The sequence below is a fragment of the Nisaea sp. genome (genome assembly GCF_034670185.1).
Taxonomy (GTDB): Bacteria; Pseudomonadota; Alphaproteobacteria; order Thalassobaculales; family Thalassobaculaceae; genus Nisaea.
This window is the reverse complement of record NZ_JAXMNY010000003.1, coordinates 177,661-191,867: the sequence shown is the minus strand read 5'-3', so window position 1 is coordinate 191,867 and position 14,207 is coordinate 177,661. Positions and strand designations below refer to the sequence as shown.

Below are 14,207 nucleotides of genomic sequence, written 5' to 3'. Positions count from 1 at the left end.
TCGAACCGCTCACACTTTAAATCCGCTTCCCCTGCGCGATATGCTCTTCGCCGAGGGAGAAAACAATGACGCCGACCGTAACGATACTGCAATCACGTATCGAGCTCGTGGATCCGCAGGACTGCACCGATAACTCGGACACTCTCGCCTTGCTGGAGGCCTTGTTCGACGCACTTGTCCGGCGCGGCCCAGACGGACGGTTCGTACCCGCTCTGGCGGAGAGCTGGACATTGGCTGAAGATGCCTGCCTCTGGACTTTCCGCCTCCGGCCGGGGCTGCGCTTTCACGACGGCAGTGCGCTGGATGCGGAAGCGATGAAGTACTCCATCGAACGCATGCAGCGGCCTGACATCGGCGCCACCCTCGGCGCACCGGCTGTCTGGGGTCAGTATCTCGGCGGCGCCCGCATCACTGCACCCGACCCTCTGACCCTGACGATAGAGACGGCAGAGCCAACTGCGGATCTGCTCGATATTCTGGTTTCCGGCTATGCCCTGCCGCCCCATCTCGCCGACCGCCAAGACTTTATGCAGCACCCTGTCGGCAGCGGAGCTTTTCAATTCGAAGGCGCCGAACCCGGTCGGGAGGTTCGCATGACAGCCAATCCCCATTGGTGGGGCGGTGCCCGGCCACAAGAACAATTGATCTGGCATTGTGTGCCTCTGTCAGAAGCGCGGGCGGAAGCGATCGTGGCTGGACGGGCGCAGGTGGCAACCCGTCTGTCGCCGGCAGACGCCGAGCAGCTTGGCGACGGCATCACGCAGCACGATTACTTCGACCCGACAGCGATCATCTACTTGCTGAACGCCGCATCGGGGCCATTCAGCGATCCCCGTGTCCGGCGCGCGATCACGCTCGCTGTCGACAGGCAAGCGCTGATCGCCGATGTACTCGACGGCGCCGGAACACCGCTGGGCGGTTTCGTCAGCAGTGCCCATATCGGCGCCGCGCCGGAGCCGGCAGACACAATACCCGACCCAGAGGCAGCTCGGGCCCTGCTCGCCGAGGCCGGTTATGGCGACGGCCTTGTGCTGGGTGTCGACTGCCCGACCAGACTGCCGGACGAAGCGCAGTCCCTGACCAATGCCCTTGCCCGTCAGTTGGCGCAGATCGATGTTTCACTCATTGTTCACACGGTAGAGGATCGCGTGGCCTATGCGGAGCAGATCCGGGACAAGAAAATCCACGACATGTGCGTCTTCGATTCCAGTCCGATGAGCACGTTCCGCGTGCTGTACGAAAAGATCGACAGCCGGGTCCGCGGTTCCTGGTGGGAAGGCTACCGGAACGATGCGGTGGAGGCACTGCTCGACCGCTCCCGCCGGACAGTTGATCCAGACGCACGCGAAGACAACCACCGGCAGAGCTACATGGCTCTCCGGCAGGATCCGCCGTGGCTTCCGCTATACCATCATCGTTTCACGGCGGCGGTCGCCGGCGATCATCCGGACTGGCGGATGCGCGCCGACGGTGTTCTCGATGTAACGACCCTGCCCTGAGTTCAAACGGTCAGGCGTTGCCGGTCAGATATTCCATAGCTGCCTGGGCGCCGCCCTTCTTGTGCGGCACACCGGCAACGGCAAAGCCCATCTCGACACCGGAGAGGGTGCCCATCAGCATCAGGTCGTTGAAGTAACCGAGATGACCGATGCGGAAGACCTTGCCAGCCACCTTGCCAAGGCCCGAGCCGAGAGACATGTCGAACTTGTCGAGCACCGTCGCCCGATAGGTATCCGCATTGTGGCCGTCGGGCATGACGACGGCGGTCAGGACCGGGCTGTATTCGTCGGCGTTTTGGCACAGCACCTCAAGGCCCCAGGTCTGGACAGCGCGGCGGGTCGCCTCGGCGAAACGCTCATGCCGGGAGAAGACATTGTCGAGACCCTCTTCCATCATCATGTCGCAGGCCTCGTTCAGGCCGTAGAGCAGGTTCGTTGCCGGGGTATAGGGGAACCAGCCATCCGCGTTCATGCCGATCTGGCTTTTCCAGTCCCAGTAGGACCGGTTGATGCGCGCGTTTTCGCTCGCCTTCAGGGCCTTCGGACCAACCGCGTTGAAGCCGAGCCCCGGCGGCAGCATCAGGCCCTTCTGGGAGCCGCTGACGGTGACATCCACGCCCCATTCGTCATGCTTGTATTCGGCGGAGCCGAGACCGGAAATGCTGTCCACCATGAACAGCGCCGGATGGTTCGCCGCGTCGATGGCCTTGCGCACCTTCTGTATCTTCGACGTCACACCTGTCGAGGTCTCGTTATGGACGACGCAGACCGCCTTGATCTCATGCCCCTTGTCTTCCAGCAGCCGCGCCTCGATGGCCGCGGCATCTACACCATGGCGCCAGTCGCCGGGAATCACTTCCGGCTGCAGCCCCAGACGCGTGGCGAGTTCGGCCCAGAGCGAGGAGAACTGACCGGTCTCAAACATCAGCACCTTGTCGCCGACATTCATGGTGTTGACCAGTGCGGCTTCCCAGGCACCGGTGCCGGAGGACGGCAGGATCACGACCGGGCATTCCGTCTGGAAGATCGGCTTCACCTTCGCCAGCACCTCGTTTGCGAGGACCTGGAATTCCGGGCCGCGATGGTCGATCGTCGGCTGACCGATGGCGCGCAAGATCCGGCCAGGGACATGGCTTGGCCCGGGAATTTGCAGAAAATGGGGTCCCGACTTGTAGGTCATTGGTCTTCTCCTAAGTGCAGGATCACGCCAGCGCGCGGTCCAGAATGGTTGCGACATGCACCGCCTCGCGGGCGGCGCCGTCCTTGATCTGATGGCGGCAGGAGGTACCGTCGGCGACGAGCACTGTGTCCCCGTCAGCGGCGCGCACGGCGGGCAGCAGATCGCGCTCCGCCATGGCCATGGATACCTCAAGGTTTTTTGCTTCATAGCCGAACGCACCTGCCATGCCGCAGCAGCTCGACTGGATGACTTCGACATCCATGTCCGGCACGAGCCGCAACGCGGTCTCGACCGCACCCATGGCGGCGAAGGCCTTCTGATGGCAATGGCCATGCACCAGCGCCTTTGCGGCAACCGGCTTGAAGGCAGCAGTGATCTTTCCGGCCTTCTGCTCCCGGGCGATGAATTCCTCGAACAGCAGGGCATGCTCAGCGATCAGGTCGCTATCCGCACCCGGCAGCATCGCCTTGAACTCGTCCCGCAGCGTGAACAGGCAGGACGGCTCAAGCCCGACGACGGGAATACCGCGCCGTGCGTAGGGCAGATAGGCCGCGATCATGCGCCGCGCCTCTTCCTTCGCCTTGTCGACGAGACCGGAGGCCAGGAAAGTCCGTCCGCAGCAGAGATGCCGCCCTCCCTCGCCGCGCGGATCGACGACATGGACGCGATAGCCGAGCGCCTTCAGCACGCGCAACGCGGCCCTCAGGTTTTCCGGCTCGAAATAGGTGCTGAAAGTATCGTTCAGCAACACCACGTCGCGCCCGTCATTTTCATCCGGATCAACATCGTCGGCTTCGCTGCCGGAAAACGGCACGTCGCTCCAGACCGGAAGGCTGCGTTTGGCGCTGAAGCCGAGCAAGGCCTCGGACAAGCCTTTCAGGCCCGGCACGACATCCCGCGCATTCGCCAGATAGCCGAAGCGGGACGCCGCTTCCGCATAGCGCGGCAGGTAGGAAACGAGACGGTCCTTTAACTTTAAACCATGTTTCTTCGTATAATGATGAAGGAACTCAACCTTCATCCGCGCCATGTCGACGCCGGTCGGGCATTCCCGCTTGCAGCCCTTGCAGGAAACGCAGAGATCCATGGTCTCTTTCATCTCCGGCGCAACCAGCGCCTCGGGGCCGAGTTGGCCGGACAGCGCGAGCCGCAGCGTGTTGGCGCGGCCTCTTGTCAGGTCCTTTTCGTTCCGCGTTGCCCGGAAGCTTGGACACATCACCCCGGCATCCCGTTTGCGGCAGGCGCCGTTGTTGTTGCACATCTCCACCGCACCGGAGAAACCACCCCAGTCGGACCAGTCCAGCGCCGTGTCGATCGGAGTTGGCGCATAGCCCGGCTTGAAGCGGAACAAGGAGCGGTCATCCATCTTCGGCGGGTCAACGATGCGGCCCGGATTCATCATCCGCTCCGGATCAAACGCGCGCTTAACCTCGCCAAAGGCATTGACCAGGCGCTTGCCGAACATCTTCTCGTGGAACTCGGAGCGAACGATGCCGTCGCCATGCTCCCCGGAATGGGAACCCTTGTATTCCCGCACCATGTCGAAAGCTTCCTCGGCGATGGCGCGCATGCGCTTCACATCGCCCTCTTCCCGCATGTTCAGCACCGGGCGGACATGTAGGCAGCCGACGGAGGCATGGGCATACCAGGTGCCGTGCGTGCCGTGCTTTTCGAACACCTGGGTCAGCCGGTCGGTAAACTCGGCCAGATCTTCCAGCGGCACCGCGCAATCCTCGATGAAGGAGACCGGCTTTCCGGCCTGTTTCATCGACATCATGATGTTGAGGCCCTGACGGCGGACCTCGCCGATGGTGGCCTGCAAGGCCGGTGCGGTCGCATCCACCACCGCATCCGGATAGCCAAGATCCGCCATCAGCACTTCAAGCTGGCGCAACTGGGCGACGCAGGCCGCATGGTCTTCACCGGCAAACTCGACCACAAGAACCGAGTCCGGCTCCCCCTTCACGAACTCCGCGATCATCGGCTTGAAGATCGGGATTTCCCGGGCCAGCTCGATCATGTTTCGGTCGATCAGCTCGACCGCGTGCGGCTTCAGCTTCACGATATGCTGGGTCGCATCCATCGCCTTGTAGAAGGTTGGGAAATGGCAGACGCCCATGACCTTGTGGGTTGGAATGCGGTGCAGCTTCAGCTCAACCTGACGAAAGGCCGCGAGCGTCCCTTCGGAGCCGACCAGCAGGCTCGCCATATTGTGCCCGGCGGAATTGATCGTGTTGATGTTGTAGCCGCCGACCCGGCGCATGAGCTTCGGGAATTTCGCAGCAATCTCGCCACCTTCACGATCGGCGATAGCGCGCATTTCCTGCACCAGATCGCGGTAGCGCGGCTCCGTTTCAATGGCGCCGAGATTACCCGGCACCGGTCCGAAATGAAGTTGCTCTCCGGTTGGCAGCACGGCATCGATGGAGAGCACATTGTCCACCATGATGCCGTAGTGGATCGAGCGGCCGCCGCAGGAATTGTTCGCTGTCATGCCGCCGATGGTGGCCCGGCTGGCGGTCGAGACATCGACGGGGAAGAACAGTCCGTAGGGCTTCAGAGCCGCGTTCAGATGGTCGAGCGCAATGCCCGGCTCGACAACCGCACGCATGTTCTCCGGATCGATTTCGATGATCCTGTTCAGGTGCTTCGAGCAGTCGAGCACCAGAGACTCGTTCACCGTCTGCCCGCACTGACTGGTACCGCCGCCGCGCGGCAGCAAGGAGACTCCGTTCTCCCGCGCGATCTCCATGGCGGCAATCAAGTCGGCCTGATTCTTCGGGATGACGACGCCGACCGGCTCAACCTGATAGATCGAGGCATCGGTCGAATAACGGCCCCGGGAAAAGCGGTCGAATAGCACCTCTCCCTGCAACGCGCGCTCAAGGCGCACGGCCAGATCCCCATCACTTGGCGACACGGCAGCCATCACTTAACTCCTGACAAAAACTGTGCGCGGAGTCTGGCGCATTCTTCCACCATGACAAATCGACTTCCACGATGCGGCAAGGCGCCGCCACATATCAGTCCTGCGCGTGCGCCTTCTCGAAGTCCCAGACGTCACCGAAACCCATCGTCCGGGAGAAAGCGCCAAAATCGTCCAGCTTCTGGGAGGCACCCTTGCTTGAGCCGGTCTCTTTCAGCCGCCCATAAACGGAGCGCAGCGCCGCGCCCATGGCCAGGAAGCCGGTGCCCGGATAGATCGCCATGGAATAACCGAGATCGGTATACTCTTCCGCGCTCAGCACCGGTGTCTTCCCGCCTTCGACCACATTGACCAGAAGCGGTTTGTCGAAGCTGGCGCAGATCTTCTCCATCTCCTCGACCGTTTCCGGGGCCTCGATGAAGAGCACATCCGCCCCCGCCTTGGCGAAAGCCTCACCCCGGCGCAGGGCTTCGTCGAGCCCGTAATTGGTGCGCGCGTCGGTGCGGGCGACGATGGCAAAATCCGGGTTGTCCCGGCTTTCCACCGCAACCTTGATCTTCTGCACCATGTCCTCGAGCGGAATGACCTTCCGGTTCGGCGTGTGCCCGCATTTCTTTGGGAACTCCTGGTCCTCAAGCTGGATACCAGCCGCACCCGCAGCCTCGTAACCGCGCACCGTGTGCTGCACATTCAGCAGACCGCCATAGCCGGTATCGCCATCCGCGACCAGCGGCGCCAAGACCGTATCGGCCAGCACCTTTACCCGGCCGACCATGTCGGTGTAGCTGGCGAGCCCGGCGTCGGGCAGCCCGAGATGGGAGCCAACCGCGCCATAGCCGGTCATGTAGAGCGCCTCAAAGCCGAACTCGTCGGCAATGCGCGCGGAAATACCGTCGAAGATACCGGGTGCAATCAAAAGCTTGCCCGGCTTGATCAGGTCCAATAGCCGCGTCACGGCACTTCCTCCAGATGTCTCGGGCTCAAGCCCTTGTTCCGGGGACGATACCCAGCCAGACTAGAGACAATCAATCCTCGCGCTTTCCACTCTCGGAAAAACAGCCTGCGCGGTTTGCCCCTAATTCGAACACGGTGCCCCATGACCAAGGACCTTCTCACCCCCGTTCTCGACCGCATTGATGCGGGCCTGGACCAGTCAGTCGAACGGCTTGTCGACGTGCTGCGTATTCCCAGCATCAGCACAGATCCGAAATTCGATCCCGATGTGCTGCGCGCCGCCGAATGGATGGCACGCCAGTTAGTCGAGATCGGCTTCGACGCAGCCGTGCGCCCGGCCTTGAAGCACCCGATGGTGGTCGGCCACATGAAGGGCCCCGAAGGCGCGCCGCACATCCTTTATTACGGCCATTACGACGTGCAGCCGGCCGATCCTTATGAGCTCTGGGATTCCGATCCGTTCGAGCCGGTGATCGTCGAGGCAGAGCGCGGCAAGCGCATCGTCGCCCGAGGTGCCGTCGATGACAAAGGTCAGGTGATGACCTTCATCGAGGCCTTCCGCGCCTGGATGGACGTGCACGGCTCCCTGCCGATCAACGTGACAGTGCTGCTGGAAGGCGAAGAGGAAAGCGGCTCCGAAAGCCTTGAGCCTTTCCTTGCCGCCAACAAGGACGAGCTGAGCGCCGATGCCTGCGTCGTCTGCGATACCGGCATGTGGGCGGTCGACAAGCCGGCCATCACCTACATGCTACGCGGCATCGTCTCCGTTGAGGTCAGCATCAAGGGCCCGAGCCGGGATCTGCATTCCGGCATGTATGGCGGCGGCGTCATCAACCCGATCAACCTGCTCTCCAAGATCCTCGGCGACTTCCATGACGAGACCGGGCGCATCCGGATCGAGGACTTCTATGACGATGTCCTGCCGGTCGGCGACAATGAGCTGAAACAATGGGCCGGCCTCGGTTTCGACGAAGAGGCCTTTCTCAGGGAAGTCGGGCTGGAAGTACCGGGCGGCGAGCAGGGCTTCTCCGCGCTGGAGCGGATCTGGGCCCGGCCGACGCTGGACGTCAACGGCATCACCGGCGGCTATCAGGATCCGGGCGGCAAGACCGTTATCGCCTCCGAGGCATCCGCCAAGATCACCTGCCGGCTGGTACCGGACCAGGACCCGGACAAGATCATCGCCGGGCTGAAAGCCTTCGTCACCGAACGGTTGCCGAAGGGCTACAGCCTGGAAATCGTCCACGAGGGCGGCTTCCCGGCGCTGCGGGTACCGACGGAGTCCGATTATCTGAAAGCGGCGGTCGCCGGTTTGCGGGACGAGTACGAAACGGAGCCCGTTCTGATCGGCTGTGGCGGCTCCATTCCAGCCGCCGGATCTATCCGCAACCTGCTCGGCATGGACAGCCTGCTCGTCGGCTTCGGGCTGGAGGATGACCGCGTGCATAGCCCGAACGAGAAGTTCGAGATGGTCTGCTTCCACCGGGGCATCCGCTCCAACGCCGCCATCATGGCCCGGCTGGCGGAACTCGCCGGATAACCGGCGCACCATCGATCGAAAAAGCGCTGTGAATAATTCATCCACAGCGCTTTTTTATTGGCAGGTCACGGCCTTATGCAGTATTTGGCAATGAGTTTGGGAAATTGGATGCCATGAACATCACGGCCACCACAGAGCGACGAGCAAACCCGCGACGACGACGTATCGCCGCGCGTAGTGCGCTGTCCGTCATCACGCTCTAGGCCGCTTCCCTCTTCGGGACGGCCATCCCAAGGCCGGAAGTCCCGACAATGATCGTCATCGAAAAAGAAACTGCCGCCGATGCGGCTGCCATTGAGTCCCTGCTGGATATCGGTTTCGGCGGGGGCCGTCTTTCCAAGACCGTCTACACGCTGCGGCAAGGCCCGTCCGTGCCGTCTCTCAGCCTCGTCGCCCGTACCGGGTTCGACGCCAAACTCGGCGCCTCGATCAGGTTCTGGCGCTGCGATGTGAAGAGCGACGGCGACGAAATCCTGCCGGCGCTGGTGCTTGGCCCGCTGGTGGTCGATCCCTCTCTGCAGGGCAAGGGGCTCGGTCGGACGCTCGTCGCCCGGGCGCTTGAAGAAGCCGATCAAGAAGGCTGGGGTCTTTGCCTCGTGGTCGGAGAGGCCTCCTACTACAGCCCCTACGGTTTTGTGCTGGCCGAGCCTTACGGGTTCGAGCTGCCGGGACCGGTCGACCAGCCGCGCTTCCAGGTGCGCGCCGCACCGGACCTGCTGCAAGGCCTCGCGGAGGAACCAATGGTCCGCAAAGTGCTGCCTTGGAGCGGCAAGGCAAGTGGCGTAGAAGGTGCCAAGGACGCATTCCGCGCCGCCTGAGCTTCTGACGCTGACAAAGGTTCCGCCACGCTATGTTCGAGAGCGCGTATATCGGGTGGGACCTGCATATCTGGGCCGTCGCCGTCACAGCCACGTTGATCGGTGGGGTCATCCGGGGCTTCACGGGGTTTGGTTTCGCACTGATCCTGATCAGTGCATTGCTGCTGGTAGCCGATCCGATTGCCGTGGTCCCCCTGACTCTGATCCTCGATCTGCTCGCAGGCTTTACCCTGTTGCCACGCACCTTTCGACAAGTGCATTGGACCGGCATCCGGCAACTTCTCATCGGTTCTGCCATTGGCGTGCCAGCGGGTTTCGCCTGCCTGCTCCTGGTGGCGCCGGAGCCGATGAAAATCGCGATCTATTTCGGAATCCTGGTCTCAGTCCTGCTGATCGCCAAGGGTTTCAAGCTCGCGTCGGTGCCCGGCAATGGCATGCTGGCAGGAACGGGGGTCGTTGCGGGCCTGATGTCTGGAGCGTCCGGCGTCCCCGGCCCTCCGGTGATACTGCTTTATCTGTCGTCTCCACTACCTGTCTCGACCACCCGCGCGACCGCCATCGCCTTTTTTATATTTGTCGATATTTTCGCTCTTGGCCTCGCCGCCTATAAGGATCTGATGAGCATCGACATGCTCCTGAGGTGTGCACTCCTGTTCCCACTCATGGCCATCGGCACGACAATAGGACACCGGCTGTATGGCCTTGCCCGGCCTGAAACCGTCAAACTGGCAGCGATTATCCTGCTCGGCGCGCTGGCGATTGTCGGCATCGGCAAGGTTCTGGTAGTTTAGCGCCGCCAACCACAGGGCATCCCCCAGACCTAACGGTGAATTGAATGCCGACCCTCTATCACCTTTGGATTTCGCCTTTCTGCCGGAAGATCCGCGTGTCTCTCGGCGAGAAGAAAATCGAGACCGAAACCAAGGTCGAACAGATCTGGGACCGGCGCCCGGAATTCCTCGCCAAGAACCCCGACGGCACGGTGCCGGTCTTCGTCGACGATGACGGCACCACGGTCGCCAACTCCGGCGCCATATCCGAATATCTCGAAGAAACCCGTCCCGAAGTCCCGCTGCTCCCGGGCGACGCCGCCGCACGCGCCGAAATCCGTCGGCTGGTGGCCTGGTTCGACCGCAAGTTCAACGCGGAAGTGACCGAGATGCTGGTCGGAGAGAAGCTGATGAAACGCTTCCTCGGCACCGGCGAGCCTTCAAGCGCGGCGATCCGTGCGGGGCATACGAACATCGCCACCCATCTCGCCTATATCGGCTTTCTGGCGGAGCGCCGGAACTGGCTCGGTGGAGACCATTTCAGCCTCGCCGACATCGCCGCCGCATCCCATATATCCACCGTCGATTATATAGGCGACGTACCGTGGGAGAAGTATCCGGAGGCCAAGGAATGGTACGCCCGGGTCAAGTCCCGCCCGAGCTTCCGGCCATTGCTGTCAGACCACATCCCCGGCGTCCGCCCACCGGCGCACTACGCCAACCTGGATTTCTGAAGCGCGAAAACCGGTTAGCGGACGACTACGTCCATTTCCTCGATACGCCCGCGTGCGGCAGCTGCGGCACGCGAGTCGGGTGCAAGCCTGATGACCTGCAGCCAGTCACCGCGCGCACCGTCCAGATCGCCCTGATACTGGCGGAGGATTCCCCGTTCAAGCAGCGCATCCGGATTGAACGGCGCAAGCTCCAGAACGATGTCGACTTCTCTTGCCGCATCTTCCAGACGGTCGAGCTGGCGCAGGGTCACCGCCCGGTAGATATGAGCTTCGGCCAGATCCGGGTTACGCCCGATCGCCTCGTCCAGATCGGCGAGAGCTGCATCGTACTTTTCCAGCTCCATCAGCGTGACGGCACGGTCGACCCAGAGCTCCGGGTCGCCCGGCGCCAGGTCCAGCAGCTTGCTTTGCAGATTGAACGCCTTGTCGGGCCGTCCGGCGAGATACCAGGCCTGCCCCGCCTGCATCAGAATGCCGCCCAGAAGGGCCGTACGCGCCGTTCCGAGATCGGTCGCCAGACGCTCCAGCCGTGCCGCGGCCTCGTCATATTGATGCAACTGCAACAAAGCCACCGCAAGACAGTGCCGCGCCGGAATACCGCCACCCTGCTTGTACCAGGCGAGACCGCTGCTATAGGCCTCCTCCGGTCGCTCGCGGGTGAGCGCCATGCAGGCTTCATATTCCTGCTGATGATCGATTTCGGCGGCTGTGGCCGGAAGGATCGTGACGAGGAATGCGATTCCGGCGAGCGATATGCCCGCGAGGCTCAGCCGGCCGCGTCGCACAGCGCGGCCACTGTCTGGGACAAGATTTCGAGATCCCGATCAGTCGAGAGCCGATGATCGCCGTCCTTCATGAAACGGACCTGAACGTCCTCGCTCTCGACATTCTCCGCAATGCGCAGGGAAAGCTCATAGGGCACCGATTCGTCGCGCATGCCATGCAGCAACCGCACCGGCACGCTGATCGGCATCTTCTCCCGCATGACCAGATGCTCGCGGCCATCCTCGATCAGCTTCATGGTGATGGTGTAGGGCTCGTCGCTGTATTCGGAGGGCTCATAATAAACACCATCGCGCAGCAGCGTCTCCTTGATCTCGTCGGAGAATGTCGCCCACATCAGATCCTCGGTGAAGTCCGGCGCGGCGGCAATGCCGACCAGTCCTGCAAGCCGCTCCGGCCGTTGCAGGGCTGCCTGCAGCATGATCCACCCGCCCATGGAGGAGCCGACGAGAACCAGCGGGCCGTCCGTGACCCGGTCGATCAGAGTGAGCGCGTCGGAAAGCCAGATCCCGATAGAGCCATCCTCGAACTTTCCCGAGGACTGGCCATGTCCCTGATAATCCAGCCGAAGAAATGACTGTCCCCGTTCACGCGCCAGAGCCTCAAGCGTCAAGGCCTTTGTGCCCGTCATGTCGGACATGAAGCCGCCAAGGAAGACAATTGTGGGTCCGCGCCCGTCCAGTTTGTGATAAGCGAGGCGTGCGCCATCCGGCTTTTCAATGTAGAGGGGCGTGGGGTCCGGCGACTGCTGGGCTTGCTCGGTCATTGTGGTAAACTTCATGACAATGAAAACAACATGCTTGGAACGCCGGTGAACGACGGCCCCTCCATGAGGCCTAACATACCGAACCTCCGCCAATCGAGCGGTGATTACGATATGTTCCGCCGACCGCCAGAAGACAAGAAGCCGGTCGTTCTCCAGATTCTTCCCGCCCTGGTCTCTGGCGGTGTGGAACGGGGTACGATCGACGTTGCCCGCGCGCTTGTCGAAGCGGGCTGGGACGCCCTGGTGATTTCCGCCGGCGGACCAATGGTGCATGACCTGACCCGAGTCGGCGCGCGTCACATCCAGCACCCTCTCGGCTCGAAGAATCCGCTGAGCTGGCGGCAGAATTTCGATTGGCTGGTCGACGTCATCCATCAGGAAAATGTAGACATCGTCCATGCCCGCTCGCGCATGCCAGCCTGGATCGCCTGGCGCGCGGCGCGCAAGAACAAGGTGCCGTTCGTCACTACCTTTCATGGCCGCTTTCCGGACACCAACCCGCTGAAAAAGCTCTATAACTCAGTGATGGTGCGGGGAGACCGGGTAATTGCCATCTCGCACTTTGTCGCCCATGAGATCGAGACGCGCTTCGGTACAGGCAGCGACAAACTGCGGATCATTCCCCGTGGCGTGAATATAAGCCTGTTCAATCCGGATGCTGTTTCCGCCGAGCGGATGATCAAGCTCAGCCGCGAATGGCGTCTGCCGGACGGCGTGCCGGTTATTGTCATGCCGGGGCGGATCACCCGCTGGAAGGGGCACGACGTCCTGATCGATGCCCTGACCAAGCTGGGCGATCAGCCGGTCCGTTGCATCATGGCCGGGTCGTATGAGGGCAAGGAAAGCTACAAGGCGGAGCTTGAAGAAAAAATCGCCAAGGCCGGACTCAGCGCGTCGGTGATGTTCACCGGTTCCGTGGTGGATATGCCGTGCGTCTACCAGATTGCGGATGTCGTGGTCTCCGCCTCCATCGACCCCGAGCCATTCGGCCGGGTGATGATCGAGGCACAAGCGATGGGCCGGCCGATTGTCGCGACAGATCACGGCGGCGCCCGGGAATCCGTGATTCCGGGAAAAACCGGCTTCCTGGTCAAACCGAACGATGCGGAGGCACTCGCCGAAGGTATTCGCACCGCGCTGGCCCTGACGGCCGAACAGCGCGCGGTGGTCACCGAGGCTGCCGTTGCGCATGTCCGCGAGAATTATACGACCAGCGACATGTGCGCCCGGACCCTCTCCGTCTATGAAGAAGTTCTGCCGCTCTCGCCAAATGCCGGATAAGTCGACAAATCCATCCGGGCCTGGCCGAAGCCACCCGCGCATTCTGGTCATCAAGCTCGGTGCGCTTGGCGATTTCATCTACGCGCTCGGCCCGATGCAGGCGATCCGCCGTCATCACCCGGAGGCGGAGATCATCCTGCTGACGCGCCCCGCCTATGCCGAGCTCGGCGAACGCAGTGGATTGTTCGACAAGGTCTGGAGCGACAGCGAACCCAAACTGTTTAATATTCCGGGAATCCTTGCCCTGCGCGCCAGACTGACCGGCACGGCATTCGAGCGGGTCTATGACCTGCAGACATCGGATCGAACCGGTTTTTATTACCGGCTGTTCTGGCCAGGCCCAAAACCCGAATGGTCCGGCATCGTCCCCGGGTGCAGCCACTATCACCACTACACACGCCCGACCCTGACCCACACCCAGGACCGGCAACGGACCCAGCTCGAAATAGCCGGGATCAAGGATGTCCGACCGTCGGATCTCTCCTTCATGGACAGTGACATCGGGCGGTTCGATCTGCCCGCCCCCTTCGCATTGCTGATCCCGGGATCGTCCCTGAAAATGGCGATAAAGCGCTGGCCGGCGCCTTCTTACGGAGAGATCGCACGGCGCCTGTATGAGACGGGCACCACGCCTGTGCTACTCGGCGGCATGGAAGATCAGGACGCCATCCAGACCATCAAGGACATCTGTCCCAAAGCGCGCGATCTGTCCGGCAAAACCACGCTTTATGACATCCCCGCACTGGCCCGCTCAGCCGATTTTGCTATCGGCAATGACACCGGACCGATGCATATGGCCGCCCTGTCCGGCTGCCAAACCATCGCGATTTTTTCGACAAAAAGCTTCCCGGAGAAAGCGGCACCACGCGGAGAGAATGTCATCCTTCTGGTAGAAGAGACTCTCGCGAAACTGTCAGCTGATTTCGTCTGGGATACACTTCGACGGTGACCCCGGC

12 protein-coding genes are annotated in these 14,207 nt (G+C 62.1%); 7 read left to right on the top strand and 5 right to left on the bottom strand.

What is annotated here, in order from left to right; translation table 11 throughout:
* Positions 1–65: 65 nt before the first annotated feature.
* Complete coding sequence (locus VOI22_RS14435) at positions 66–1,499, top strand: ABC transporter substrate-binding protein (protein ID WP_323797162.1); 1,434 nt, start codon at positions 66–68, stop codon at positions 1,497–1,499.
* A gap of 10 nt (positions 1,500–1,509) precedes the next feature.
* Here the strand turns inward: VOI22_RS14435 and VOI22_RS14430 are convergent, their stop codons facing one another.
* The 3 genes from VOI22_RS14430 to VOI22_RS14420 form a co-directional block, all read right to left on the bottom strand.
* On the bottom strand, positions 1,510–2,679 hold the full coding sequence (locus VOI22_RS14430; protein ID WP_323797161.1) for a pyridoxal-phosphate-dependent aminotransferase family protein: 1,170 nt from the start codon (positions 2,677–2,679) through the stop codon (positions 1,510–1,512).
* A 22-nt stretch (positions 2,680–2,701) separates the two neighbouring features.
* Positions 2,702–5,608 carry an FAD-binding and (Fe-S)-binding domain-containing protein gene (locus VOI22_RS14425; protein ID WP_323797160.1) on the bottom strand — a complete coding sequence of 969 codons (2,907 nt, stop codon included), beginning with the start codon at positions 5,606–5,608 and terminating at the stop codon, positions 2,702–2,704.
* A 94-nt stretch (positions 5,609–5,702) separates the two neighbouring features.
* Positions 5,703–6,560 (bottom strand): isocitrate lyase/PEP mutase family protein, encoded by an 858-nt coding sequence (locus VOI22_RS14420; RefSeq protein WP_323797159.1) that lies wholly within the window; start codon positions 6,558–6,560, stop codon positions 5,703–5,705.
* A gap of 141 nt (positions 6,561–6,701) precedes the next feature.
* Here VOI22_RS14420 and VOI22_RS14415 point away from each other — a divergent pair, with 141 nt between their 5' ends.
* The 4 genes from VOI22_RS14415 (at position 6,702) to VOI22_RS14400 (ending at position 10,421) form a co-directional block, all read left to right on the top strand.
* On the top strand, positions 6,702–8,099 hold the full coding sequence (locus VOI22_RS14415; RefSeq protein ID WP_323797158.1) for a dipeptidase: 1,398 nt from the start codon (positions 6,702–6,704) through the stop codon (positions 8,097–8,099).
* Between the two features lie 251 nt (positions 8,100–8,350).
* The gene (locus tag VOI22_RS14410) at positions 8,351–8,917 is read left to right on the top strand and encodes an N-acetyltransferase (RefSeq protein ID WP_323797157.1); all 567 of its coding nucleotides are present in this window, start codon (positions 8,351–8,353) and stop codon (positions 8,915–8,917) included.
* Between the two features lie 32 nt (positions 8,918–8,949).
* A complete protein-coding gene (locus VOI22_RS14405; protein ID WP_323797156.1) occupies positions 8,950–9,708 on the top strand; it encodes a sulfite exporter TauE/SafE family protein in 759 nt (252 codons plus the stop codon).
* 44 nt (positions 9,709–9,752) lie between these two features.
* Entirely contained in the window at positions 9,753–10,421 is a 669-nt protein-coding gene (locus VOI22_RS14400; RefSeq protein ID WP_323797155.1) for a glutathione S-transferase family protein, read from the top strand.
* 14 nt (positions 10,422–10,435) lie between these two features.
* On the opposite strand, the gene VOI22_RS14395 is transcribed toward VOI22_RS14400, so the two are convergent.
* Both VOI22_RS14395 and VOI22_RS14390 read right to left on the bottom strand, forming a co-directional pair.
* A complete protein-coding gene (locus VOI22_RS14395) occupies positions 10,436–11,206 on the bottom strand; it encodes a tetratricopeptide repeat protein (RefSeq protein WP_323797154.1) in 771 nt (256 codons plus the stop codon).
* A complete protein-coding gene (locus VOI22_RS14390; protein WP_323797153.1) occupies positions 11,188–11,970 on the bottom strand; it encodes an alpha/beta hydrolase in 783 nt (260 codons plus the stop codon). The genes VOI22_RS14395 and VOI22_RS14390 overlap by 19 nt, the downstream gene beginning before the upstream one ends.
* A 111-nt stretch (positions 11,971–12,081) precedes the next feature.
* On the opposite strand from VOI22_RS14390, the gene VOI22_RS14385 reads away from it, so the two are divergent.
* Together VOI22_RS14385 and VOI22_RS14380 are read left to right on the top strand one after the other, a co-directional pair.
* The gene (locus VOI22_RS14385; protein ID WP_323797152.1) at positions 12,082–13,251 is read left to right on the top strand and encodes a glycosyltransferase family 4 protein; all 1,170 of its coding nucleotides are present in this window, start codon (positions 12,082–12,084) and stop codon (positions 13,249–13,251) included.
* Positions 13,241–14,200 carry a glycosyltransferase family 9 protein gene (locus VOI22_RS14380; protein ID WP_323797151.1) on the top strand — a complete coding sequence of 320 codons (960 nt, stop codon included), beginning with the start codon at positions 13,241–13,243 and terminating at the stop codon, positions 14,198–14,200. Before VOI22_RS14385 ends, VOI22_RS14380 begins: the two co-directional genes overlap by 11 nt.
* Positions 14,201–14,207: the final 7 nt, after the last annotated feature.